This is a genomic window from Enterobacter cloacae complex sp. ECNIH7 (assembly GCF_002208095.1).
GTDB lineage: Bacteria > Pseudomonadota > Gammaproteobacteria > Enterobacterales > Enterobacteriaceae > Enterobacter > Enterobacter cloacae_M.
In genome coordinates, this window is record NZ_CP017990.1 from 3,118,892 (window position 1) to 3,143,218 (window position 24,327).

Consider the following 24,327-nt stretch of genomic DNA (forward strand, 5'->3'; position numbering starts at 1 on the left):
AATCGAATTCAATCTTTTTATCGGTCTTTTGTTGATTTTATCAAACCTTGATAAATCAAATATAAGTCTTTGATTTTGGTGAAAGCATGTTTTCACACCTTAAAAAATCGAATCGAATTTTTTGTGAGCTAGAAAAAATCGGAGGCAGGAGGTAATGATGAATGTGCAAACTTGGTTTACGGCTCAAGAGTGTGCGGGGATGCCCGGATTTCCAAGTGGAGTATCCAATGTCCGTAAGCAGTTAGAAAAACTCGCTGAGGGGCTGGACGGAGTGCGGCGGAAACGAGGAGGGACTAAAGCCACGGAATACCATATATCGATATTGCCTGCACGGACCCAAAATTATCTTGGGTATAGCAACAAAGGACAGCCATCTATGGGAGTTGAGGATTTCAAGACAAAAAGTGGCTTAGCAAATGATGAGAAGCAAGCACTCTGGATGATGATTTATCAGGGGATGACTGAAGCCCAACGTGAAGCTGTTATGGAGATATTTATCACTGGTGGCTTAAAGATGCTTATGCCTGCGGTGCTTGAGTTATCTGATTCAAATCCGGTCCGACAGAAAGAGATTTTCGGACAATGTGATTCCGTTGAAAAGGATAGCCCAGCGTCGAACGTAAGCACGCAAAACAAGGCTGGCTGATTACAGAAATGTCCAATTGGCTGGCTTTGTTTTGAACCTCCATGTGATAACGTTTTAAACCGAATTTAAATCCCATTAAACAGTCGGCGGTACGATCTAACTATATATGACACCTTTTTAACTTTGTTGTCGAACGATCTAAAAATGTCATATTGGGTGGTTTTCTACCAGTTGACTAGCTTTACCTACCGTTAAGCCTTGCCACTCAAGGTTTCCTCCCGTTTGTTCCCTCGAACTCCCGGTTGTTTCCGGTTACTCAGTTTGATCCACACATCACTGTCACTACTCACCTTCCGTTCGGTCTTCCGTCGCATCGGCCAGCAGGCGCTGCATCGTGCTAAGCGTAAAATCCATCGCCACGACGCCATACCAGTAACGATCGAAATAGATGGGGACGCTGGCGGTAATCGTACGTTCATCATTGGTCCAGGATGACGGGGTAGAGATAAACCAGCGCACCGCGCGCGCGCGATTGTTCCGCTCTGACTGCTGGGTAAACCAGGACTGCGTGACAAGATGGTAATAGCGGGAGGTAATATCGCCCGCCTGGTCCGGCGTATCCGTGGAAATGAAAAATCCCGCGCGGGAGACGTAGATCACGCGCGCTTCCGTTTGCGCTCTCGACGACGCCAGCCTGAGCAGATACCCCACTTCGAGCGCGGCAGAAATCTCGTGGCTGAGGCGCTCAGCGTCACGATTCAGAAACGTGGTTTTCTCGACGAATGCATCCGAGACACCGTTAATGGGAAGGGTGCGTTTTTTATCAACGGCAAGCTGCCAGGTAGGTAGCATGCGGAGTGAGCTAAAGCGTGATACCGCGTTCTGGAGTACATCAAATGCCAGCGGCGTTTGGATTGCATCGCGCATGCCCTGACGAAACAGCAGCATCCTGTCCACGCTGTTCTGCAGCTGCCTGTCCAGCGAACTGGCCACCGTATCCAGATGGTTACGCTGGCTGGAGATGTACGCTTCTTCCAGTACCACCACCTCGCGCCAGGTCAGTAGAGTCGAAAATACCAGAACGACCAGAAAACAGAGATTAACAATCAACCCCGGATTGCTACGCTTATGCAGCCATTGCAAAAAGGATTCTCTTACAACAAAGGTATCGCGCTGCACACACACTCCCTGATCGCTGCCTTACACCCGGTACTGGAGATAAAAACGCCCGGCAAAGCCGGGCGTTATGTGATTAAGCCTTGTCCCGCTGGTGCTGCCCGTCCCCCGGCTGAAGCTCATCTTCACGAAATGCTTCCCGCTTGATGCCATAGCCATCGTGCCACCGACATTCCACCATTCCGCTGGAATACCCGGTCACAATCATACGTGGGCCGCCCTTCTTAGGCTTAACTTCATCACTGACCAAAAAGACCATACCTGCCTCCTGTATCAGGGTGAAACTGTTTCAATTTAGACGAGGAATGGTCTTTTTGCATCCCACAACGGGTAACAATTAGTGCGACGTGCCGCGTATTTTTTCAACCAGCTTCACTGCCGCAACCACGATAGCGCCAATGATAAAGCCCAGCACCAGATTCAGCAGCGTGGGCAGAATTGCGGCGACAAGAGCCCCCTGCGCCGAGGAGAAATGTTCGATAGCATGGTGCAGCGGCGCGATACCGTGAACCACGATCCCGCCGCCCACGAGGAACATCGCCAGCGTGCCTACCACCGACAAACTCTTCATCAGCCACGGGGCCAGCACCAGCAGGCTTTTGCCGATGCCTCTTGCCACCGCGATCGATTTCTCTTCCAGCCAGTAGCCGATATCGTCCAGCTTGACGATCAGTCCCACCAGGCCGTAGACGCCGACGGTGACCAGAATGGCGATGCCGGAGAGGATCAGGACCTGATTCAGGAGCGGCGCGTCAGACACGATGCCCAGCGTGATGGCAACAATCTCCGCAGACAGGATAAAGTCGGTCCGAATAGCGCCTTTGACCTTATCGCGCTCGAAGGTTTTCGGATCCTGCGCGGCCAGCGCTTCAAGACGCTGCCGGCGCACCTCCGGTGTATCGCTCTGCTTGCGCGCGCTAAAGGAGTGCAGCACCTTCTCCACACCCTCGAAGCAGAGAAACGCCCCGCCAATCATCAGCAGCGGCGTGATGGCCCAGGGAATAAACGCGCTGATCAACAGCGCCAGCGGCACCAGAATCACCTTGTTCAGGAAGGAGCCTTTCGCCACGCCCCACACCACCGGCAGTTCACGGTTAGCCCTCACCCCACTAACCTGTTGGGCGTTAAGCGATAAATCATCTCCCAGCACGCCTGCGGTTTTTTTCGCCGCCAGTTTCCCCATCACTGAAATGTCATCCAGTAAGGTCGCAATATCATCCAGCAATGTTAATAAGCTACTTCCTGCCAAAATCGTAATCCTTCATTTTTTGGTAATTAAGTGAATAGTATGGAGCAAAAGCGCAAACCCGGAAACACCCACCTCACGTCAACAAAAAATTCACATCAGCTACACAATTAAAGGGCTCGCCAGCGCGATAGTTTTCGCGTTTACTATCAGCGACCTTTTTATTTCGTCGTGAGGGATTATGCGTTTCCGGCAATTGCTACCGCTCATTGGGGCACTCTTTTCGCTGTACATCATCTGGGGCTCAACCTACTTTGTCATTCGCATCGGCGTGGAAAGCTGGCCGCCACTGATGATGGCTGGCATCCGCTTTCTCTCGGCTGGCGTGCTGCTGCTGGCCTTCCTGCTGCTGCGCGGGCATAAACTTCCCCCGCTGCGCCCGATGATGAATGCCGCCCTGATCGGCCTGCTGCTGCTGGCGGTGGGAAATGGGTTTGTAACGATTGCCGAGCACCAGAACGTACCGTCCGGGATCGCCGCCGTGGTCGTTGCCACCGTACCGCTATTTACCCTCTGCTTTAGCCGCCTTTTTGGTATCCGCACCCGCAAGCTGGAATGGCTGGGGATTGGTATTGGCCTTGCCGGCATCATTCTGCTGAACAGCGGCGGTAACCTGAGCGGGAATCCGTGGGGCGCAATCATCATCCTGATTGGCTCGATGAGCTGGGCGTTTGGTTCCGTCTACGGTTCGCGTATCGAACTGCCGACCGGCATGATGGCGGGGGCGATTGAAATGCTTGCCGCCGGAATTGTGCTGCTGCTCGCCTCCACGCTGACGGGAGAAAAGCTGACGACCCTGCCGCCTCTGTCGGGCTTTCTGGCGGTAGGCTACCTGGCGCTGTTTGGTTCCATCATCGCCATTAACGCCTATATGTTCCTGATCCGCAACGTCTCCCCGGCTGTCGCGACCAGCTATGCCTACGTCAACCCGGTCGTGGCCGTGCTGCTCGGAACGGGATTGGGGGGAGAAACGCTCTCACCTGTGGAATGGATTGCTTTAGGGATCATCGTGTTTGCCGTCGTGCTGGTCACCCTGGGCAAATATTTACTGCCCGCAAAACCTGTGGTCACGCCTTGCGAGGTGGAGAAACCTTAAGCAGGTGAATACCCTGCGTGTCGATCTGCGCGGTCTGGCCGCCGCCGCAGATCCACTCTTCCAGCCGTTCGGTCAGATCGGTATCGTTCAGTTTTAATCTGCCTCTCAGCGCGCACTCCCAGACGATCAGCACCCGCCAGCCCTGCGCAATCAGCGCGCTGAGATCCCGGCTGTCGCGCTCGACGTTCTTGCCAATTTTATCCAGCCAGAAATCGGTGCGCGTCGCGGGGACCTTAAACAGGTAGCAGTCGTGGTGATGCCAGAAACAGCCGTGGGTAAAGATGATGCACTGCCAGGCGTCGATGACGAAATCCGGGCGACCCGCAAGCGCGGGATCCTGCACGCGGTAATCAAACCCCGCCTGCGTCAGCAGCCCGGCCAGGCGCTTTTCGATGGCGGTGTCACGCGTGCCGATGGCACGCATATTTTTGCTGCGCGTGGCCTTATCGTGCACATCCGTCATTGACGGCCTCACCCTGACGGAGTGCCACCGCCTGTCTGATGCGCGAGGCCAGCAGTTTTGCCACGGCCGCGAACGCGGGAACCACCACCGAATTACCAAACTGGCGGTACGCCTGAGTATCCGAAACCGGAATGCGGAAGCGGTAGCCCTGCGGGGTCTCAAATCCCATTAACCGGGCGCATTCCCGCGGCGTTAAGCGTCGCGGACGGTGACGCTGGTTGTGCGGATCGTCGAAATCTTTTTCACCCAGCGCCTTGTCCCAGCCTCGGTCGATCAGGATCTCTGCCCCGTCCTTATAGTATCGAGCGGACAACGTGCGGGTCACGCTGTGCGGATCGTTGGGGTTTACCATTCCAAAACCGAAGCCGTTGCCCTTCGCCTGATGTTTCTTGGCATAGCGGTAGAGGTATTTCCACAGCACCGGGGTAAGAATAAATTTCGCGTCAACGACAGGTTCCAGCAGATCGGCCACGGTAGGACGACGCTCGGGATACAGAGACGGGATATCCCGCAGGGTGAAATCCCCCTTGAGATTGAGATCGCGGCGGAAACCCACCAGCACGATACGTTCGCGATGCTGGGGCAGAAAATGTTTCCCATCAATGATTTTGGGATCGTCCGCGCCCATGTCCTGCGAGTCGGCCACGTCATAACCCAGCTCATCCAGGGTCTGCATGATAATGCGGAAGGTTTTTCCGCCGTCGTGGCTCTTTAGATTTTTGACGTTTTCCAGCACAAAGATGGCCGGGCGGCAGGCATCGATGATGCGCGCCACATCAAAAAACAGCGTTCCCTGGGTATCGCAGGCAAAACCGTGGGCGCGTCCGAGTGCATTCTTTTTGGAGACACCGGCCAGCGAGAAGGGCTGACAAGGGAAGCCGGCCAGCAGCACGTCATGCGCCGGGATCGTCTGGCGAATGTGCTCGGCGGCCTGTTCATCGCTCACGCCGCTTTTATGGCTCAGGGTCACATCGCGGATATCCGCGTTGAAATGATGCTCGTGCGGATCGCAGTACCAGTTGGCCTTGTAGGTCCGGACGGCATGCTTGTTCCACTCGCTGGTAAACACGCACTGTCCGCCGATAGCTTCAAAACCGTGTCGGATACCGCCGATACCGGCAAACAGATCGATAAAGCGGAAGGCATAGTTCGGATGCGCGACAGGAGGACGCGGAAGCAGGTTTTGCAGATAACGAAACTCGCCTTCACTCAGGCGACGCCCTGCGCGTTCGCTGGTCAGCAGACGCTTAAGGATCGCCGGGCTCCAGTGGCTCTCGCCGTGCGCCACCAGCATATTGGCCAGCGTTTTAGCATCATAGATATCCAACAGCTGGTGCAGCAACGCCTGCACCGTTGCCGTTGATTTCTCAGCCTGCTCGGGCGCGGGCTCTGTCACTGATAGATTTTCCTGCATTCTTTTAACCGGAGAGTAAAGACTGGGAACAGATTACCACAGTTCAGTTGCGCAAACTGCGACGGAAGCGGCTCAACACCTGGCTATCCAGCCCGATGCAGTCACCGTGTAATTCGGCACTGAGTTTCGCCATAAACTGGATCAGGAAATCGGTATTGTGACGTGCCAGCTCGCGGCCCATTTCCGTTTGCATTGTATCAGGCAATCGCAGCAGCTTGGTCTGAAAATGGTCCAGGGCAAACGCACGATCGTCAAGGATACGCGCATCGGCAAAGGGATCGTCAGCATCAAAAAGCGGCACGCCCAGCGCGCCCGAGACGGCAAAGACGCGCGCCAGACCGATAGCGCCTAACGCTTCCAGCCGGTCTGCGTCCTGCACAATTTTGGCTTCCAGGCTCTGCGGCGCAATCCCGGCGCTGAAGCTGTGCGCCTCAATCGCGTGCGCGACGCTGGCTGCGTGCTCTGGCGGAAAATCAGGGAAGTCGCGGCGCAGAATGTCACACGTCCTGCGCGCTGCCATCTGGGATGACCGGCCGCGTTCGGGATGGTTTTTCGGCAGGCTGACAATATCGTGGAAATAGCATGCGGTCAGGATCACCAGCGGCTCCACCGCCTGGTCAGCCATGATTTTTTGCGCCGTCATCCAGACCCGACGAAAATGCGAAATATCATGTGCGGTATCGTCGGTGCTGTGGTTTTCCTCGAGCCAGCGCTCAAATCGCTGCTGCCACCGGACAAGTTCCATCGTCATATCCTGTTGTTCAAAAGTGCATGAATTATAACATAGACGAATTAAATCAATTTAAAAATAGAATCACGAAATACTTAATAATAATTACACCATATAAATTCAATGAATTAATTCACACGAAAAATAAAGAGATTAATAGAAATATTTGGAAATATTTATTAGAATTTAATTACATTTATTTTCGAAACTAAATAACATTCCCTGGAATAGTATCAAGCCTGTAATTACGGAGGGTGATTACATATATTCATGTAAATTATATTTAAAGGGAATATATAATGAAAAGAAAAGTTCTGGCAATTCTGGTACCCGCGTTATTAATGGCAGGCGCAGCCAATGCGGCTGAAATGTACAACAAAAACGGCAACAAAGTTGACCTGTACGGCAAAGTCGACGCGCGTCATACCTTCTCTGACAACCCCGGCGACGACGGCGACGAAACCTATGTGCAGGTTGGCTTCAAAGGCGAAACCCGGATCGCTAACGACCTGATCGGTTACGGTCAGTGGGAATACAAAACCTTCGCTAACGATACCGAAGGCGCGGGTAACAAATCGTTCAACCGCCTGGCGTATGCTGGCCTGAAATATGGCGAATACGGCTCATTTGATTATGGTCGTAATTACGGCGTCGTGTACGACGTTGAAGCCTGGACCGATATGCTGCCTGTATTTGGCGGTGACTCTTACACCTGGACCGATAACTTTATGAACGGTCGTGCTAACGGTCTGGCCACCTACCGTAACCAGGATTTCTTCGGTCTGGTTGAGGGTCTGAATTTCGCGCTGCAGTATCAGGGTACGAACGAAGGCCAGGATGCAACAGAAGATCAGGAAGGCACGAAAAACGGCCATGACGATGTTCGTTTCCAGAACGGCGACGGTTTCGGCATGTCTACCACCTATGATTTTGACTTCGGTCTGAGCCTGGGTGCGGCATATTCATCTTCCGACCGCACGAACACACAGGTTGCATACGGTGCAGGTAACGACAACCGCTACAGCCCATATGCAGGAGGCGAACGCGCTGAAGCCTGGACCATTGGCGCAAAATATGATGCGCAAGGTGTTTACCTGGCCATGATGTATGCGGAAACCCGCAATATGACGCCATTTGGTAGCGGTGAGACGGTTGGTATCGCCAACAAAACGCAGAACTTTGAAGCCGTAGCGCAGTACCAGTTCGACTTCGGCCTGCGTCCGTCTCTGGCATGGGTTTACTCCAAAGGTAAAGACATTGGCGGCAATGATTACAACCCAGGTAATACATACAACTACGTTGATCAGGATCTGGTGAACTATATCGATCTCGGTATGACCTACAGCTTCAACAAAAACTTCTCGACTTACGTTGATTATAAAATCAACCTGCTGGACAACGACGATCGCTTCTACGAAGCCAATGGCATCTCAACTGATGACATCGTTGGCGTAGGCATGACCTACCAGTTCTAATCCCCAAAATACCAAAGGCCGCAATTGCGGCCTTTTTATTTCTTCACTATTTGTACTACGGCGCTTCCTGCAGCGCCACGCGAATAAACCCGTTATTCTGCGCCAGCAGCTCATGGGCTTTCCATGCATCCAGCCCTGTCAGCACCATCAATACCGCCGTTTTACAGTTATGATTACAGCTCGCCAGCGCGGCTTTTGCCTCGGCCCGAGTGCATCCCCCCGCTTCCATTACAATCGCAATTTGCCGTTCAGCCCATTTGGTTGTGCCTGCCTCAAGATCCACGCGCAGGTTGCTGTAAACCCGTCCGGTGCGGACGGCCAGCCCGGTGGCGATCATCGAGAGGATCATTTTTTGCGCGATCCCCGCTTTAGTGTTGATATAGCCTGCGACGACATCGGCCCCCAGCTCCGGAGCGATAACCATGCTTGCCAGCTGCGCGGCTTCGCTTTGCGCATCACCGGTAACAATGGCGACCGGTGAACCCAGCGACCACGCATGGCGCATTGCCCCCCAGACCCACGGCGTTTTTCCGCTGACGGTCACGGCCAGCATCATATCGCGTTCACCAAACTTGATGGCCTGCAGATCGGCAACGCCGCGCTCGTAGCTCCCTTCCCCTTCTTGTGCTGTAACGGCCATAACAGGAGTTTTGCCCGGCGCATATTCATCGGCAACCTGTTGCGCTACGCGCCCTGATGGCCCCGCGCCAACAACAATCAGGCGACCGCCGTGGCTGAGCGTCGCTGCGGCGTTGTCCACCACGCGGGCAATAGCATCTAGACAGGGGGTAATAGCAGCAGAAATGAGTGCATCATCCTGGTGAATGACTTTCAGCATGTCCAGCGTGGACAATCTATCAATATTCATCGTGCTGGCGTGCCGTCTTTCCTTGACCGAACCGGTAAGCATAACGCTCATAAACAGCCTCCTTATTATGAGTACCCACACACTATAAAGTGTTTTATATAGACGGCCTGCGAGGAGGGTCACGAAAAGGGGACCAAATCCACGCCTTTACATGGCTTTAAGAAAAGCGCGTCATCGGCGATAATTACCCCTTTCTTAATTATCGCGGAGTGTTGATGAGCGATTTGCAGCCTTTCCTTACGACGCGCAAGCGCCCCATGAAGCTGAACACCCTGGTCACGCTGATGGTGTGCGCGATTATTGCCTCTGTGCTGCTGGTGGTTTTTGCGCTCTACTCCGTGCAAATCACCCGGGCGACCCGCGATGATGTTAAAGATACGGCTCTGGGTATCGCCAGAACGCTGGCCAACAGCCCGGAGATCCAGCGCGGCCTGATGCAGCCACCCCAGGCGGACATCATTCAGCCCATCGCCAAAGCCGTCACCCAACGCAACGATCTGCTGCTCACCGTGGTGACCGACATGCGGGGAATTCGCTATTCGCACCCGAACGAAGCCCTCATCGGCCTGCACTTTATTGGCAACGACCTGGAACCTGCGCTGGAAGGTAAAGAGAATGTCTCCGTAAACCGTGGCGCCCTCGCCGAAGCGCTTCGCGTCTTCACCCCCGTTTACGACAGCCAGCACGACCAGATCGGCGTCGTGGTGGTCGGTATCTCCCTCAAAAAAGTGGAAGATCAGATTGCCCGCGGGCGTCTAAACGCCGTCTGGACCATTTTGTTCAGTATATTTATGAGCTCCATGGCGATTTGGGGTCTGGTGCGGGTCCTGAAACGCATCCTGTTCGGGCTCGAACCTTACGAAATTTCCGCCTTGTTCGAACAGCGTCAGGCGATGCTGCAGTCGCTTCGCGAGGGGGTGCTGGCCGTCGATATTCACGGGCGCGTGACGATGATCAACCAGACCGCCAGAGAAATATTGCTTCTCCCTTCCGGCAAGCAGACCGAAAACGCCAGCGCCCCCCTGCTGGCCAGCCTGCGCGAAGTATCAAAGACGGGCGCCGCGCGCCAGGATCAGGAGATCAGCTGTAACGGGCGTCTATTGCTGTGCAATATGGTGCCCGTTAAAAGCCAGGATCGGGTGATCGGCGCCATCACCACCTTCCGTGATAAAACGGAAATCAGCCAGCTGATGCAGCGTATTGATGGCATGGTTAACTACGTCGATGCCCTGCGCAGCCATACGCACGAGTTTATGAATAAACTGCATGTGATCCTGGGCCTGCTGCACATGAAGCGCTACGACAAGCTGGAAGAGTACATCATCCAGACGGCACATAATTACCAGACGGATATCGGTACGATACAGAGCAAGGTAAAATCCCCGGTTATTGCCGGATTCCTGCTGGGTAAAATCAATCGGGCGAAAGAAGCGGGCGTCACCCTGACGCTGGCGGATGAATGCCAGATACCGGATACCGCGAGCGAAGAGCAGGTCGCGGTGCTGATCACCGTGCTGGGTAACCTCATTGAAAACGCGCTCGACGCGATGGAAGGACAGCAGGAAGGTGAGATCGGCCTGCTGCTGCATTATCAGAACGGCTGGCTCAGCTGCGAAGTGAGCGACGATGGCCCCGGCATTGATCCCGCTCAGCTGGAGGCTATTTTTACAAAGGGCTTCTCAACAAAAGGTGAAAACCGCGGCGTTGGGCTGTTCCTTGCGCGCCAGCAAATCCAGAACCTCGGCGGTGATATCACCGTCGAGTCTGAGCCCGGCGTTTTTACCCAATTTTTTGTTCACATCCCCTGGGATAGCGAGAGGAATATCGCGTGATAAATGTATTAATTGTCGATGATGACGCCATGGTAGCCGACCTCAACCGTCTGTATGTCAACCGTGTTGAAGGTTTTAGCTGCTGCGGCGTCGCCTCCACGCTAAACCAGGCCGAGGCCATCATTAATAACCCCGGGCACCCTGTCGATCTGGTGCTGCTGGATGTCTATATGCAGCAGGATAACGGGCTGGATCTGCTGCCCGTTATTCGCGCATCCGGGCGCCCAATCGATGTGATTATGATCTCGTCGGCTGCCGACGCCGCCACGATCCAGACCTCTATCCATTACGGGGTGGTGGATTATCTGATCAAGCCGTTCCAGTTCCCGCGCTTTGAAGAGGCGCTGAACGGCTGGAAGGCAAAGCACAGCCTGATGGGTTCGCACCAGTATTATGAGCAGGCCGACGTCGACCGGCTGATCCACGGTGGGGCGCCGGAACTGGCGGACAGTAAAAAGCTGCCGAAGGGGTTAACGCCGCAAACGCTGCGCACGATTTGCCAGTGGATTGACGCTCACCCGGAGACGGAATTTTCTACCGATGACCTGGCTAACGCCGTCAATATCTCCCGCGTATCCTGCCGTAAATACCTGATTTGGCTCGCGCAAATCAACATTCTGTTCACCAGCATTCATTATGGTGCCACCGGGCGTCCGGTGTATCGCTATCGTCTCCAGCCGGAGCAGACCGGCCTGCTCAAGCAATACTGTCAGTAACGCGGTAGTCATTATCCAGCAGGGTAAAACGGAAGTGGTGCATCGATGAGATCACCACTTCTTTTGTTTTGGTCACAAAAATCGCTTCGATATCAGGACGAGAGCGCAGCACAGCGCAGCCCTTCTCTACCCCCATGCCGTACATCAGCGTGGTCCAGATATCGCCGTCGATAGAGTCTTTCGAAACAATCGTCACGCTGTCCAGCTCGTTGTCCAGCGGATACCCGGTGCGCGGATCGAGAATATGGTGATAGCGCTTGCCGTTTTGCTCAAAGTAGCGCTCGTAGGTTCCAGACGTCACGACGGACAGGTTCTCTACGGTCATCGTGCCGATCAGCGCGTCACCGGCGAACGGTTTTTTCAGCCCCACGCTCCAGCTCCCTTCCGGCGAGCCTAACGTCTGAATGTTTCCACCGAGGTTGATCAGCCCCAGCTCAGCGCCCTCTTTATGCAGGTAATCACGCACCCTGTCGGCGATATAGCCTTTGGCAATGGCCCCCAGATCGATCTCCATCCCCGCTCTGGTCAGAAACACGCTGCTGCTGGCCTCATCAAGAAGGACATCTTCAGGACGGGTTATCGCCAGCAGCGACGCGATTTCCTCCGCCGGCGGAACGCTGTCCCCCTGAAAGCCAATTTTCCAGCGCTTCACCAGCGGACCTATCGCCAGGTTAAAGGCGCTGTCCCTGAACAGGCTTGCCGCTTTTGCACAGCGGATCAGCTCAAACACCGGCCGGCTGACGGTAACCGGATGCTGACCAGCCGCATGGTTAATGTCCATCACCTGCGAGTGCGCGCGGTTAACGGTGAGCAGATCTTCGTACTGTTTGATCAGGCGAAACACGCGGGACGCGAGGGCTTCATCGTGGGAGAAGAGTTTCAGGAGAATGGGTGAGCCCATCAGGACGGCGGAGTAGCTGTAAACGCGATGGTCATCAGGCATGACTGGAGTCCTCAGATGTAGCCCCGGCAGGCACCGCGCCGCCGGGGAAAATGCCGGATAGCACTGGGCGTATCCGGCCTACAACACAGGGGCCTTACTGCTTTTTCGAACGCATAGCCGCCTGATGTCCTGCAAGCGTACCAAAAATAATGATATCTGCCACTGCGTTACCGCCGATACGGTTACCGCCGTGGATCCCGCCGACCACTTCACCGGCCGCAAACGCGCCTGGCAGCACGTTGTGGTTGCTGTCCAGCACGCAGGTTTCGGTGTTGATGGTCACGCCGCCCATGGTGTGGTGCACGCCCGGCGCAATCTGAATGGCGTAGAATGGCCCTTCGTTGATAGGCGCACGCAGCGCGGTGGTACGACCAAAATCGTCATCATGCTGTTTTTCAACGAAGCCGTTGTAACGTTCCAGCGTCGCGAGGAAAGCGTGGTAATCCATACCCAGCGCTTCTGCCAGGGCTTTTGGCGAGCTGGCGCTGGTCACGAAACCTTTTGCGATGTACTCATCCGCGGCTTTGTTTTTGGCACGTACGTGCTCGTCAAAGACGATGTATGCGTATTTCTCCGGCAGCGCGATGATTGACGCCGAGACCTTATCGCGGGTCGACATTTCGTTGTAGAAGCGCTCCCCTTTCTGATTGACCAGAATCGCCCCGCCGCCGCGAATGGATTCGGAAATCAGGTACGAGGTGTTTTGCTCAACGGTTGGGTGAATTTGAATTTCGCCCATATCCACGGTACCCGCCCCGATGCGCTCCAGCAGCGCGATGCCGCCGCCGGTTGCCCCTTTGTGGTTGGTGGTGACGAACCCTTCCAGATCCGGACGATATTTCACCACCATCTGGCTGTTGGCGCTGAAGCCGCCGGTGGCAACAATCACGCTTTTGGTTGCCACGGTGACGGTTTCGTTCTCTTCGGTGGTCAGACGTACGCCGGTCACTTCGCCGTTCTCGAAGATGATGTCGCTGACGGAGGTATCCAGCATCACCTCGATGTTGCGTTTGTTGACGTTACGCACCAGGCCGCTGATCAGGTAGCCGCCCACCGCAGAACCGTCTTTTGGACGGTGAGTACGGTCGATGCTCATCCCGCCGGTGGTGGTGATGTCGTTCAGCATGATGCCGCGCGTTGCCAGCCACTCAATTGCCTGCGGCGCGTTTTCGACGAAGCGACGCAGCAGTTCCGGGTTGTTCTTGTTGCCGCCGCCTTTCAGGCTTTCCTGATAGAACAGCTCCTTGCTGTCCTGAATGCCCTTCACGCGCTGGAAGCGGGTTTCGGCGGCGTTCATACCGGCAGAGGCTTTAATGGTGTTCCCGCCGATGGTCGGCATTTTCTCGACAATCAGCACGCTCGCGCCTTCGTCGTGAGCCTGGATCGCTGCCGCCAGACCGGCGCCGCCGCTGCCGACAACGACCACGTCCACGCTGCGGGTTTCGTTCGGGTCGACGCCCTCTTCCGCGGCCAGCGCTTTGCTGGATTTCAGCATCGCTTTAGAGACCGCTTTCTTCACCGCTTCACTCTGGCTGGTTGCGCCGGTGATAGCATCCACGTGCGGGGTGTTGGCATCCAGAATGCGGGTACGGATCTCTTCAAAGCTGGTCACAAACTCAACGTCTTCGCTCGGGCCGGAGGCCAGCTCAATGTCCGCAATGCGGTCGGTTTCCAGACTGACGTTAATCACCAGTTCGTTAGCGTCATCCTGCACTTTCTCAGCAAAGGTACCCGGTTTGAATTTGGATTCGCCCATGCTCATGTCGCGGATCATCGCTTCTACCAGCGAGAAGCGCCACAGCGGTTCAGGAATGCTGAGCTCTTCGCGTTTGGTGCTGTCCATAAACAGCTCCAGGCTTTCCCCGGCCGCAATGCGGTCTGTCCAGTCCGGATAAGCGATGGTGGCGCGGCCAACGGCAATCAGGTCGTAACCGTGATCCAGCGCTTCATTCACATCGGAAGCATTCACCACGCCGCCCACGCCCATGACCGGAACCTGCGCCAGCGTTTCAGAACGCATCGCGCAGTATTTTTCGATAAGCGGAGTTGGATCCTGAGTGTCAACAATGGAAGGACGCAGGGTCGCGCCGACGGAGAAGTGCAGATAGTCCACGCCGCGCGCCGCCAGTTTTTCCAGCAGGTACATGGTGTCGTCAAAGCGGATGCCCGGGACTTCCATCTCTTCAGGGGAGAAGCGGTAGCCAATAATAAACGCGTCGTCCGCGTACTGGCGCACCATTTTGTGGGTAATGTCCAGCACGGCCAGCGGGAACTTCGCGCGGTTATCGCGGCTGCCGCCCCACTCGTCATCGCGCTGGTTTGAATTCGGTGAGTAGAACTGCTGAATCAGATAGGTGTTCGCCCCGTGGATTTCCACGCCGTCGAAACCGGCCTGGATGGCGCGGCGCACGGCCTCACCAAATTTGCCGATCATGCCTTCCACTTCTTCTGCGGTCAGGGCTACCGGCGTTGCGGCACCTTCACGCGGCGCGGCTACGGCGCTCGGGCCAACCGGGGTGCGGCCACCAATCAGTTTTGGGTCGACCATGCGGCCGCCGTGGTAGATTTGCAGCAGCGCCTTAGATCCTTTGGATTTAATGGCCTCTGCGATTTTCGCCAGCCCGGCGATTTTCTCGTCATTATCAATACCGATGGCACCCGGGAAGGCGAGACCGAGATCGTCGACGAAGCAGCATTCCACAATGATGGTGCCAATGCTGCCGGAACGGGCACGATAGTACTCCACCAGCTCGCTGGTGACGGTGCCGTCAAAATAGCCGGTACAGGTTGTCATAGGGGCCATTAACAAACGGTTTTTCAGTTCAGTACCATTCGGTAATGTGAAAGGGCTAAGAATGCGTTCGTTAGTGCTCATAATAGAAACTCCAAACTTTTAAAAATTAAGAATTCGTTATCGGATTGATTTTTTATTTCGTCGTTATTTGCCGATGTCATGATATTAATATAATGATTTTTTTAGTTTCTAAAGTTATTACGTTAGTTAAAAAACTATTTAATCCCTTCGATAACACAAATAACACATTGGTGTTAGCGATTGTAATTCAGCCATTCACAATAATTTAAAATTCGTTAAATGATTAATGGTAAAACCAATTCACCAAAACATATTTAAGATCAATAAAAACAATGCGATAAAAACACACAACAATCTTACCTGTTAAAAAAATGATAAAAAATATGCCAAAAACAGGCAATAACCACATACGCCAGAGTGGTTATTAATAAAAGCATAAAAATAACGCTGCAATTCTATTTTTTTGATCGCGATCAATAGTTATGGCATTCAAAAGCGCAATATAAAAACATCATCATTTTTTAATTTAGCGCACACGAAAACGCGTTAAATCGCTATTACTGAAAATACAAGAAAGCACCTTTAATAACTAAAAAAAGCAAAGAAACTAAATAAAGTGCTTTTTCATTGTGACCGAATTTTTGACAACTTAAGACGTGAAACTATGAATACAAAAACTGCTGTAACGCCCCCTGTGGCGAATCAGGCATCAAATGGAAACGCAAAACGATTGCTGATGATGGCGCTACCCGTCATCGTCGCCGTACTGCTGCTGTTTGTTCCCGTTCCTGAAGGCTTGCCGCCTTACGCATGGCACTACTTCGCCATCTTTGTCGGCGTGATCGTCGGTCTGATCTTCGAACCGCTGCCGGGTGCGGTGATCGGCCTGACCGGCGTGGTCGCCATCGCCCTGTGCAGCCAGTGGGTGCTGTTCAGCCCCGATCAGCTGGCTGACCCGAAATTCAAACTGGCGGGCGCCTCCTTTAAATGGGCGGTGAGCGGGTTTGGTAACTCTACCGTCTGGCTGATTTTCGGTGCCTTTATGTTCGCCGCAGGCTATGACAAAACCCTCTTCGGCCGCCGTCTGGCGCTCATTCTGGTGAAGTACCTCGGCCGTCGCAGCCTGACGCTCGGTTACGCCATTACGTTTGCGGACCTGCTGCTGGCACCGTTCACCCCGTCCAACACCGCGCGCAGCGGCGGGACCATCTACCCGATTATCGCTAACCTGCCGCCGCTGTACGGTTCAAAACCGAATGACCCAAGCGCGCGTAAGATTGGTTCATACCTGATGTGGGTGGCGATCACCGCCGCCTGTATCACCAGCTCAATGTTCCTCTCCGCCCTCGCGCCAAACCTGCTGGCCCTGGCGCTGGTGAAAAGTACGGTTGGGATTGATATCTCCTGGGGCACCTGGTTCCTCGCCTTCCTGCCGCTGGGTATCCTGCTGATTCTGACCATGCCGCTGCTGGCCTACTGGTTCTACCCGCCAGAAGTCAAAGTGAATAACGAAGTGCCGCTGTGGGCGACCCGCGAGCTGGAAAAACTGGGCAAACTGTCCCGCAACGAAATTCTGCTGCTGGTGTTCGTGTGCTGTGCTCTGCTGATGTGGATCTTCGCCGCCGCGTGGATTGAGCCTGCCATGGCGGCCCTGCTCATCGTCGGTCTGATGCTGTGGACCGGCGTGCTGGAGTGGAACGATATCACTGGTAACAAGGCCGCATGGAACACCTTCGTCTGGTTCGCCACCCTGGTTGCGCTGGCGGATGGCCTCTCCTCTACCGGCTTTATCAGCTGGTTAGGTAAAGAAGGCGGTCTGCTGATGAGCGGTATCTCTCCGGGCGTGGCGACCATCGTTCTGCTGCTGGCGTTCTACCTGCTGCACTACCTGTTTGCCAGCACCACCGCGCACACCACGGCGCTGCTGCCAGCGATGCTGACCATCGCCTCCACCATCCCTGGCATGAATATGGAAGTGTTCGTTCTGCTGATGGTGACTTCGCTGGGCGTGATGGGGATCATCACCCCATACGGTACTGGCCCAAGCCCGATTTACTACGGTAGCGGCTACCTGCCAACCAAAGACTACTGGCGCCTCGGCACCATCTTCGGTGCCATCTTCCTGGCGACCCTGCTGCTGATTGGTTATCCGTGGATGTCCATGATGTTTTGATTCCTGACCGCCGGACGTTTCCTCCGGCGGTTTTATTTTTGTGGAGCAATACTATGTCGAATAAACCGTTTTTTTATCAGAACCCCTTCCCTCTTTCCCATGACGACACCGAATACTACCTGCTGACCAAAGAGCACGTCTCCGTTGCCGAATTCGACGGTCAGGAAGTGCTGAAAGTGGAGCCGGAAGCCCTGACCCTGCTGGCGCAGCAGGCCTTCCACGATGCCGCGTTTATGCTGCGTCCTTCCCATCAGAAGCAGGTTGCCGCCATTCTCAACGACCCGGAAGCCAGCCAGAACGACAAATACGTTGCCCTGCAGTTCCTGCGTAACTCTGAAATTGCCGCAAAAGGCGTACTGCCAACCTGCCAGGATACCGGCACCGCGATCATCATGGGTAAAAAAGGCCAGCGCGTCTGGACCGGCGGCGGTGACGAAGCCGCGCTGAGCCAGGGCGTGTATAACACCTACATTGAAGATAACCTGCGCTACTCGCAAAATGCGGCGCTGGACATGTATAAAGAGGTGAATACCGGCACCAACCTGCCCGCGCAGATCGATCTCTACAGCGTGGACGGGGACGAATACAAATTCCTGTGCATGGCAAAAGGCGGCGGTTCTGCCAACAAAACCTACCTCTATCAGGAAACCAAAGCGCTGATCACCCCGGCGAAGCTGAAAAACTACCTGGTTGAGAAGATGCGTACCCTGGGCACTGCGGCCTGTCCGCCTTACCATATCGCGTTTGTGATTGGCGGTACGTCAGCGGAAGCCACGCTGAAAACCGTGAAGCTCGCTTCCACGCGCTACTACGACGCGCTGCCGACGGAAGGTAATGAACACGGCCAGGCGTTCCGCGATGTTCAGCTCGAACAGGAACTGCTCCAGGAAGCGCAGAACCTCGGCCTCGGCGCGCAGTTCGGCGGTAAATACTTCGCCCACGATATCCGCGTGATCCGCCTGCCGCGCCACGGCGCCTCCTGCCCAATCGGCATGGGCGTCTCCTGCTCCGCAGACCGCAACATTAAAGCGAAGATCAACCGCGACGGGATCTGGATTGAGAAGCTGGAACACAACCCGGGCCAGTATATTCCTGAATCACTGCGCCAGCAGGGCGAAGGCGACGTGGTGAGCATCAATCTGGACAAGCCGATGAATGAGATCCTGGCGCAGCTTTCCGCGCACCCGGTCTCTACCCGCCTGTCGCTGAACGGTACCATCATCGTGGCGCGCGATATTGCCCACGCGAAGCTGAAAGAGCTGCTCGACAACGGTGAAGAACTGCCGCAGTACGTTAAAGATCATCCGATTTACTACGCAGGCCCGGCCAAAACGCCGGAAGGCTACGCGTCCGGCTCACTCGGCCCGACCACGGCTGGCCGTATGGACTCGTATGTGGACTTACTGCAATCCCACGGCGCGAGCATGATCATGCTGGCGAAAGGCAACCGCAGCCAGCAGGTAACCGACGCCTGCCATAAGCACGGCGGATTCTACCTGGGCAGCATTGGCGGCCCGGCGGCGGTGCTGGCGCAAAACAGCATTAAGAGCCTGGAATGCGTCGCATATCCGGAGCTGGGAATGGAAGCCATCTGGAAAATTGAAGTCGAGAACTTCCCGGCGTTTATCCTGGTGGATGACAAAGGCAACGATTTCTTCCAGCAGATCCAGAACAAACAGTGCGCGGGTTGTTCACAGCGCTAGGTTGAGACAGGCCGGGTGGCGCAACGCTGCCCGGCAGTCGCAGAAAGAAATGCGCCTGCGTCATGTCACAAAACCGTGATATCAGCCACTTAGCAAAACGTGGTGAATAAAAAATCAATTAATTGTTAAGTTATTGTTGTCATTAATTGTATTTATCCCGCGAAGGCTATTCATGCAAAAAGTGCATCAGCCGATGCGGCATTTGCGCTTATCTATTTCCTCATCCTGATCCAGTTTTCAAAAACAGACGCGTAAAACGTCAACAATAAACTGGAGATAACCATGTTTTCCTCAACCTCACCTGCAACCGTACGCTCGAAAGCGGGCGCCATACTTCGCGTGACGTCCGGCAACTTTCTTGAGCAGTTCGATTTCTTTCTTTTCGGCTTCTATGCCACCTACATCGCCCACACGTTCTTCCCGGCAAGCAGTGAATTTGCGTCGCTGATGATGACCTTCGCCGTCTTCGGCGCGGGCTTTTTGATGCGTCCAATAGGCGCCATCGTGCTTGGCGCATATATCGACAAGGTGGGGCGCAGAAAGGGGCTAATCGTCACGCTTTCCATCATGGCGGCGGGGACGTTCCTGATCGTGCTTATCCCCTCTTATCAAAGCATCGGTCTGTGGGCGCCGCTGCTGGTGCTGACGGGCCGTCTGCTGCAGGGCTTTTCCGCCGGTGCGGAGCTTGGAGGCGTCTCGGTTTATCTGGCTGAAATCGCCACGCCGGGGCGCAAAGGGTTTTACACCAGCTGGCAGTCCGGTAGCCAGCAGGTCGCCATTATGGTCGCTGCGGCGATGGGCTTTGCCCTGAATGCCCTGATGGAGGAGAGCGCCATTCGCGAATGGGGCTGGCGCATCCCGTTCCTGTTCGGCTGCTTAATCGTGCCGTTTATCTTTTTCCTGCGCCGCAAGCTGGAGGAGACGGAAGAGTTCAGCGCGCGCCGCCAGCATCTGGAGATGCGTCAGGTCTTTAAAACGCTGCTCGGCAACTGGCAGGTGGTGGTCGCAGGCATGCTGATGGTGGCGATGACCACCACCGCGTTCTACCTGATCACCGTCTACGCCCCCACCTTTGGCAAAAAGGTGCTGATGCTCAGCGCCTCGGACAGTCTGCTGGTCACGCTCCTGGTGGCGATTTCTAACTTCATCTGGCTGCCGGTGGGCGGCGCGCTGTCGGATCGCTTCGGGCGCAAGCCGGTACTGATTGCCATGGCCCTGCTTGCGCTGGCGACCAGCTACCCTGCCCTGACGCTGCTGGCGAGCGCGCCCAGCTTCTCCATGATGCTGATCGTGCTGCTGTGGCTCTCCTTCCTCTACGGCCTGTACAACGGCGCGATGATCCCGGCCCTGACGGAGATTATGCCTGCTGAAGTGCGCGTGGCGGGGTTCTCTCTGGCTTACAGCCTGGCAACGGCGGTCTTTGGCGGCTTTACCCCGGTCATGTCCACCGCGCTGATTGAATACACCGGTGACAAAGCCTCGCCTGGCTACTGGATGAGTTTCGCCGCCGTGTGTGCCCTGCTGGCCACGCTCTACCTCTACCGCCGCCGCGCGGTATCGCTGCAAAACACCGTCAAGTCACAGGGGGCAGTATGAAACGCACCTATCGCTTTACCGCCAGCGCGCTGGTGCTGGCGCTTCTGAGCGTTAATGCCTGTGCCCAGGACGTGAAGGTCATGATTTCAGGCGGCTTCAAGGCCGCCCTGGAAAAGCTGGCCCCGGACTATGAACGCCGGACCGGGGATAAAATCGTGATTATCCCCGGACCCTCAATGGGCGCTACGCCGCAGGCGATCCCAAACCGACTGGCGCGCGGCGAGAAAGCCGACGTGGTGATTATGGTGGGCGATGCGCTGGAGAAGCTCGAAAAAGCCGGCCAGACCCAGCCGGGTTCGCGAACGGAACTCGCGGACTCCCCCGTTGGCATGGTGGTGAAAAAAGGGGCGGATGTCCCTGATATCAGCAGCGAGGCGGCTCTGCGTAAAACGCTGCTGCAGGCCAGCTCCATCGCCTACTCTGACAGCGCCAGCGGCAGGTACGTCAGCCAGACGTTGTTCAAAAAGCTGGGGATTGAAAAGGAAGTGGCGGATAAAGCGACAATGGTCGAGCGTATCCCGGTCGCCTCAGAAGTGGCGAAAGGAAAATACGCCGTCGGTTTCCAGCAGGTGAGCGAGCTGCTGCCGGTTCAGGGCGTCACCTTTATCGGGAAAATCCCGGATAATCTGCAGTACATCACGCGCTTCGCGGGTGCGGTCACCCGTCACGCAGAATATCCCGCGGAGGGGAAAGCGCTGCTGACCTATCTCGCCTCACCGCCCTCAAGGGCCGTCATCAAGGAGACGGGGATGATACCCGTTACGTCCGGCGATACTGCTCGGTGATCTGTTTTTCCAGTTCAGCCGCAATGTAGGACTGGATGCGCCCCCGGCGCCGGATAAGCCCCACGGTGCGTTTCACTTCCGGCGCCACCAGCGGCAGATGCGTCAGCAGCGTGTGCTCTGACGTCGGCATCGACATGGCGGGAACGGCAGCAATGCCGATCCCCGCCTCTACCATACCGAGCATCGTGGTAACGTGGCGCGTTTCGCAGACGCTGGGGCGTTCGGGAACGATATCCCCCAGCATCCGATCGAGCAGGTTACGGTTACCTGACGTTTTATCGAGGGAGATATAATCCTGCTGGTAAAAGGCCTGCCACGTCAGATGACTCTTCTGCGCCAGCGGGTGATCCTTTCGGCACGCCGCAACATAAACATCCTCCACCAGCGGGAAAAATTCGATGTCAGACGGCAGGTTTCCTGCGAAGCTGATACCAAAATCCGCCTGGCTTCGGGCCACGGCGTCAATCACATTCCCCGCGCTGCTGTCGATGAGCTTAATGCGAACGCGCGGATAGCGAGACTGAAAACGACGGATCACATCGGGCATAAAGTAACAGGCCGCGGACGGTACCGTGGCAACCGTGATCAGCCCCGTCCGCTCTTCGCTGACCTTATCGACATCCGCCAGCATTGACTCAACGTTGTCGAGCAGCTGCGCGGAGCGTTCAGCAAAGTTTTGCCCGTATAACGTTAAGGCCACGCGGCGGGTGGTACGATCGAACAGCCGGTTTCCCAGCGCGGCTTCCAGTTTTTCAATCCTGCGGCTCAGCGCCGACTGGGATAAGCAGATAGATTCAGCGGCGACACGGAAGTTACCGTATTCCACTAACGCTCTGAAAGCATAAAGATCGTTAAGGTCAAAATTCACGGGCATAGCGTCTGGATGTCCTGTCGGGGAATACGCAGCAAAGTCAAAAATAATAGCGTCTTATTGACCCACCGCAACCGGCGCGGTGTTGAAATACGTCAGAGCTCGTTGAGATGCAGGCGAACATACCCGGCGCGATCGGCAATGGCCTGCCGCTCCTCTTCCTTCATGTCCACAAGCTGTTTAAAGACGATGCCCAGGCGGGGATTGTTACCCAGACGCGCCTGGTTGCGCGCAAAGAAATCCCAGTAAAGGGCATTGAAGGGGCACGCCAGCTCTCCGGTACGCTGGGTGTGCTGATACCGGCACCCCTGACAGTAATTACTCATCTTGTGAATGTACGACGCGCTCGAAACGTAGGGCTTACTGGCCAGCAATCCGCCATCGCCAAACTGGCTCATCCCGAGGGTATTGGGCAGCTCTACCCATTCAAAGGCATCAATGTAGACCCCCAGATACCATTCATGAACCGCCTGCGGCGACAGGCCGCTGAGCAGGCTAAAGTTCCCGATGACCATCAGGCGCTGGATATGGTGGGCGTAAGCCTCGGTGAGCGACTGTCCAACGGCATGCGCCAGGCAGCGCATCTGCGTCCTGCCGGTCCAGAACCAGTCCGGCAGCGGGGCGTGCTGGTCTAAGGCATTCAGCTCCCGATAGCCCGGCATCTGCGACCAGTAGATCCCACGCACGTACTCCCGCCAGCCGAGAATTTGTCGGATAAACCCTTCAACGGCAGGCAGCGGCGCATGGCCCGAACGCCATGCCTGCTGGGCGGCAGCCACCACTTCCCGCGGATTAAGCATTTTGGTGTTCAGCGCGAATGAAATTAACGAGTGGAAAAGAAAAGGTTCCTCAGCGTTCATCGCGTCCTGCCAGGCGCCGAACTGGGGGAGCACGTGAGCGATAAATTCATCCAGCCTGGCTTTGGCTTCCGAACGGTTGAGCGGCCAGCGAAAATTCCCGGCCTGCGGTTCGCCGAAGGTCTTTACGCCGCAGCGCTGGATCTCCGCCCATAAGGCTGAATAATCGTGGCGCGGACGCGAATCCTCCGGTGCGGGCGGCTCGCCGGACCAGCGTTTGCGGTTTTCGGCATCATAATTCCATTTCCCCCCTTCCGGCTCGCCTTCAGAAGTCAACAGTACGCCGTGCTGACGACGCATTTCCCGGTAAAAGTACTCCATTCGCCAGCTTTTGCGCGTCGCAAAGAACGCGCTCACCTGTTCACGGGTAGTGAAGAAATGCTCGCTGCTGACGCAGGCCGTTTCGACGGACGCCGCTTTCGCCCACGCCTGGAGCTGCGTATCCAGGCGCCATTCGTCGGGCTCCTGCCATATCACCCTGTCGGCGCCGTAATGCGCGACCAGCGCGTTGAGATTGTCTTCCAGCGCGCCGCGGTTTGAGTCGTCAGAGAGCCGGACATACCTCACCCGATGCCCCTTCTCCTTTAACGCAGTGGCAAACGCGCGCATGGCCGCAAAAATGGCGATCACTTTCTGAGCGTGATGAAGCACGTACGCGGTTTCTGCCCGCAGCTCCAGCATCACGTAAATGACATTTGGATTGCAGGCATCAAACCAGCTGTGGTGCGGATTAAGCTGATCGCCGAGGATCAGGCGCAGTTCGGTCAACGGTGGCTCCTGCGACAGCGCTCGGAACAGTATTTGACCTCATCCCAGCATTTCGCCCATTTCTTGCGCCACGTCATAGGCCGCTGGCAGTGCGCGCACTCACGGCTGGGCAGGCTCTGCTTGTTACCTTTGAAATCGCTCATCTTTTCAATACCGTACTGATTTCTTCACTGAACCTGTGGGTTAAGGCTACGACAGACTTCACAAAATGAAG

The 24,327-nt window shown here is 55.5% G+C and carries 20 protein-coding genes and 1 pseudogene; 9 read left to right on the forward strand and 12 right to left on the reverse strand.

Annotation, left to right across the window (positions count from 1 at the left end):
• Nucleotides 1–154 precede the first annotated feature (154 nt).
• Complete coding sequence (locus WM95_RS15430) at nucleotides 155–646, forward strand: DNA-binding protein (RefSeq protein ID WP_088544847.1); 492 nt, start codon at nucleotides 155–157, stop codon at nucleotides 644–646.
• A gap of 285 nt (nucleotides 647–931) precedes the next feature.
• Here the strand turns inward: WM95_RS15430 and dgcQ are convergent.
• From dgcQ to WM95_RS15445, 3 genes and pseudogenes are all read right to left on the reverse strand, one after another.
• Nucleotides 932–1,765: pseudogene (gene dgcQ / locus WM95_RS15435) on the reverse strand (cellulose biosynthesis regulator diguanylate cyclase DgcQ); the annotation flags it as partial.
• Between the two features lie 73 nt (nucleotides 1,766–1,838).
• Nucleotides 1,839–2,021 (reverse strand): YodC family protein, encoded by a 183-nt coding sequence (locus WM95_RS15440; protein WP_023312315.1) that lies wholly within the window; start codon nucleotides 2,019–2,021, stop codon nucleotides 1,839–1,841.
• Nucleotides 2,022–2,099: 78 nt separating this feature from the next.
• Nucleotides 2,100–3,011 (reverse strand): DUF808 domain-containing protein, encoded by a 912-nt coding sequence (locus tag WM95_RS15445; RefSeq protein ID WP_063409480.1) that lies wholly within the window; start codon nucleotides 3,009–3,011, stop codon nucleotides 2,100–2,102.
• Nucleotides 3,012–3,189: 178 nt separating this feature from the next.
• Between WM95_RS15445 and yedA the strand changes: the two genes are divergently transcribed.
• The gene (gene yedA / locus WM95_RS15450; RefSeq protein ID WP_023312317.1) at nucleotides 3,190–4,104 is read left to right on the forward strand and encodes a drug/metabolite exporter YedA; all 915 of its coding nucleotides are present in this window, start codon (nucleotides 3,190–3,192) and stop codon (nucleotides 4,102–4,104) included.
• Here the strand turns inward: yedA and WM95_RS15455 are convergent.
• The 3 genes from WM95_RS15455 to WM95_RS15465 form a co-directional block, all read right to left on the reverse strand.
• Nucleotides 4,076–4,567: a very short patch repair endonuclease gene (locus WM95_RS15455; protein WP_063409481.1), complete on the reverse strand. Its 492-nt coding sequence runs from the start codon at nucleotides 4,565–4,567 to the stop codon at nucleotides 4,076–4,078. The two genes, yedA and WM95_RS15455, sit on opposite strands and share 29 nt — an antisense overlap.
• Nucleotides 4,548–5,963 carry a DNA cytosine methyltransferase gene (locus tag WM95_RS15460; protein WP_059445043.1) on the reverse strand — a complete coding sequence of 472 codons (1,416 nt, stop codon included), beginning with the start codon at nucleotides 5,961–5,963 and terminating at the stop codon, nucleotides 4,548–4,550. Before WM95_RS15460 ends, WM95_RS15455 begins: the two co-directional genes overlap by 20 nt.
• 61 nt (nucleotides 5,964–6,024) lie before the next feature.
• On the reverse strand, nucleotides 6,025–6,726 hold the full coding sequence (locus tag WM95_RS15465) for a phosphohydrolase (protein ID WP_063409482.1): 702 nt from the start codon (nucleotides 6,724–6,726) through the stop codon (nucleotides 6,025–6,027).
• A 284-nt stretch (nucleotides 6,727–7,010) separates the two neighbouring features.
• Between WM95_RS15465 and ompC the strand changes: the two genes are divergently transcribed.
• On the forward strand, nucleotides 7,011–8,186 hold the full coding sequence (gene ompC, locus WM95_RS15470) for a porin OmpC (RefSeq protein ID WP_063409483.1): 1,176 nt from the start codon (nucleotides 7,011–7,013) through the stop codon (nucleotides 8,184–8,186).
• A gap of 55 nt (nucleotides 8,187–8,241) precedes the next feature.
• On the opposite strand, the gene WM95_RS15475 is transcribed toward ompC, so the two are convergent.
• Nucleotides 8,242–9,105: an N-acetylmuramic acid 6-phosphate etherase gene (locus WM95_RS15475; protein ID WP_063409484.1), complete on the reverse strand. Its 864-nt coding sequence runs from the start codon at nucleotides 9,103–9,105 to the stop codon at nucleotides 8,242–8,244.
• Nucleotides 9,106–9,269: 164 nt separating this feature from the next.
• Here WM95_RS15475 and WM95_RS15480 point away from each other — a divergent pair, with 164 nt between their 5' ends.
• Together WM95_RS15480 and dcuR are read left to right on the forward strand one after the other, a co-directional pair.
• Entirely contained in the window at nucleotides 9,270–10,886 is a 1,617-nt protein-coding gene (locus WM95_RS15480) for a sensor histidine kinase (protein WP_045403177.1), read from the forward strand.
• Entirely contained in the window at nucleotides 10,883–11,602 is a 720-nt protein-coding gene (dcuR, locus tag WM95_RS15485; protein ID WP_023312324.1) for a two-component system response regulator DcuR, read from the forward strand. The genes WM95_RS15480 and dcuR overlap by 4 nt, the downstream gene beginning before the upstream one ends.
• Here dcuR and WM95_RS15490 read toward each other — a convergent pair.
• Together WM95_RS15490 and WM95_RS15495 are read right to left on the reverse strand one after the other, a co-directional pair.
• The gene (locus tag WM95_RS15490; RefSeq protein ID WP_063409390.1) at nucleotides 11,583–12,545 is read right to left on the reverse strand and encodes an FAD:protein FMN transferase; all 963 of its coding nucleotides are present in this window, start codon (nucleotides 12,543–12,545) and stop codon (nucleotides 11,583–11,585) included. The two genes, dcuR and WM95_RS15490, sit on opposite strands and share 20 nt — an antisense overlap.
• A 94-nt stretch (nucleotides 12,546–12,639) precedes the next feature.
• A complete protein-coding gene (locus WM95_RS15495; RefSeq protein WP_045356684.1) occupies nucleotides 12,640–15,420 on the reverse strand; it encodes a flavocytochrome c in 2,781 nt (926 codons plus the stop codon).
• A gap of 604 nt (nucleotides 15,421–16,024) precedes the next feature.
• Here WM95_RS15495 and WM95_RS15500 point away from each other — a divergent pair.
• From WM95_RS15500 to WM95_RS15515, 4 genes are all read left to right on the forward strand, one after another.
• On the forward strand, nucleotides 16,025–17,533 hold the full coding sequence (locus WM95_RS15500; protein WP_219811192.1) for an anion permease: 1,509 nt from the start codon (nucleotides 16,025–16,027) through the stop codon (nucleotides 17,531–17,533).
• Nucleotides 17,534–17,586: 53 nt separating this feature from the next.
• Nucleotides 17,587–19,236, forward strand: coding sequence for a class I fumarate hydratase FumA (fumA, locus tag WM95_RS15505; protein WP_045356690.1), 1,650 nt, complete (start codon nucleotides 17,587–17,589; stop codon nucleotides 19,234–19,236).
• A 282-nt stretch (nucleotides 19,237–19,518) separates the two neighbouring features.
• The gene (locus WM95_RS15510; protein WP_045356692.1) at nucleotides 19,519–20,832 is read left to right on the forward strand and encodes an MFS transporter; all 1,314 of its coding nucleotides are present in this window, start codon (nucleotides 19,519–19,521) and stop codon (nucleotides 20,830–20,832) included.
• Entirely contained in the window at nucleotides 20,829–21,617 is a 789-nt protein-coding gene (locus tag WM95_RS15515; RefSeq protein ID WP_063409391.1) for a substrate-binding domain-containing protein, read from the forward strand. The genes WM95_RS15510 and WM95_RS15515 overlap by 4 nt, the downstream gene beginning before the upstream one ends.
• Here the strand turns inward: WM95_RS15515 and WM95_RS15520 are convergent.
• The 3 genes from WM95_RS15520 to WM95_RS15530 form a co-directional block, all read right to left on the reverse strand.
• Complete coding sequence (locus WM95_RS15520; protein WP_023312331.1) at nucleotides 21,592–22,491, reverse strand: LysR family transcriptional regulator; 900 nt, start codon at nucleotides 22,489–22,491, stop codon at nucleotides 21,592–21,594. The genes WM95_RS15515 and WM95_RS15520 overlap by 26 nt on opposite strands.
• Nucleotides 22,492–22,583: 92 nt before the next feature.
• A complete protein-coding gene (locus tag WM95_RS15525; RefSeq protein ID WP_088544849.1) occupies nucleotides 22,584–24,113 on the reverse strand; it encodes a cryptochrome/photolyase family protein in 1,530 nt (509 codons plus the stop codon).
• On the reverse strand, nucleotides 24,110–24,256 hold the full coding sequence (locus WM95_RS15530; protein ID WP_074166169.1) for a DUF2256 domain-containing protein: 147 nt from the start codon (nucleotides 24,254–24,256) through the stop codon (nucleotides 24,110–24,112). The genes WM95_RS15525 and WM95_RS15530 overlap by 4 nt, the downstream gene beginning before the upstream one ends.
• Nucleotides 24,257–24,327 lie beyond the last annotated feature (71 nt).

What these genes read in the sequence shown, in the direction of transcription:
- WM95_RS15440 (WP_023312315.1), bottom strand. Translation starts at nt 2,021, where the DNA reads ATGGTCTTTTTGGTCAGTGATGAAGTTAAGCCTAAGAAGGGCGGCCCA.
- WM95_RS15515 (WP_063409391.1), top strand. Translation starts at nt 20,829, where the DNA reads ATGAAACGCACCTATCGCTTTACCGCCAGCGCGCTGGTGCTGGCGCTT.
- fumA (WP_045356690.1), top strand. Translation starts at nt 17,587, where the DNA reads ATGTCGAATAAACCGTTTTTTTATCAGAACCCCTTCCCTCTTTCCCAT.
- WM95_RS15495 (WP_045356684.1), bottom strand. Translation starts at nt 15,420, where the DNA reads ATGAGCACTAACGAACGCATTCTTAGCCCTTTCACATTACCGAATGGT.
- WM95_RS15430 (WP_088544847.1), top strand. Translation starts at nt 155, where the DNA reads ATGATGAATGTGCAAACTTGGTTTACGGCTCAAGAGTGTGCGGGGATG.
- WM95_RS15530 (WP_074166169.1), bottom strand. Translation starts at nt 24,256, where the DNA reads ATGAGCGATTTCAAAGGTAACAAGCAGAGCCTGCCCAGCCGTGAGTGC.
- WM95_RS15490 (WP_063409390.1), bottom strand. Translation starts at nt 12,545, where the DNA reads ATGCCTGATGACCATCGCGTTTACAGCTACTCCGCCGTCCTGATGGGC.
- WM95_RS15500 (WP_219811192.1), top strand. Translation starts at nt 16,025, where the DNA reads ATGAATACAAAAACTGCTGTAACGCCCCCTGTGGCGAATCAGGCATCA.
- WM95_RS15455 (WP_063409481.1), bottom strand. Translation starts at nt 4,567, where the DNA reads ATGACGGATGTGCACGATAAGGCCACGCGCAGCAAAAATATGCGTGCC.
- ompC (WP_063409483.1), top strand. Translation starts at nt 7,011, where the DNA reads ATGAAAAGAAAAGTTCTGGCAATTCTGGTACCCGCGTTATTAATGGCA.
- WM95_RS15480 (WP_045403177.1), top strand. Translation starts at nt 9,270, where the DNA reads ATGAGCGATTTGCAGCCTTTCCTTACGACGCGCAAGCGCCCCATGAAG.
- WM95_RS15520 (WP_023312331.1), bottom strand. Translation starts at nt 22,491, where the DNA reads ATGCCCGTGAATTTTGACCTTAACGATCTTTATGCTTTCAGAGCGTTA.
- yedA (WP_023312317.1), top strand. Translation starts at nt 3,190, where the DNA reads ATGCGTTTCCGGCAATTGCTACCGCTCATTGGGGCACTCTTTTCGCTG.
- WM95_RS15510 (WP_045356692.1), top strand. Translation starts at nt 19,519, where the DNA reads ATGTTTTCCTCAACCTCACCTGCAACCGTACGCTCGAAAGCGGGCGCC.
- WM95_RS15475 (WP_063409484.1), bottom strand. Translation starts at nt 9,105, where the DNA reads ATGAGCGTTATGCTTACCGGTTCGGTCAAGGAAAGACGGCACGCCAGC.
- WM95_RS15465 (WP_063409482.1), bottom strand. Translation starts at nt 6,726, where the DNA reads ATGGAACTTGTCCGGTGGCAGCAGCGATTTGAGCGCTGGCTCGAGGAA.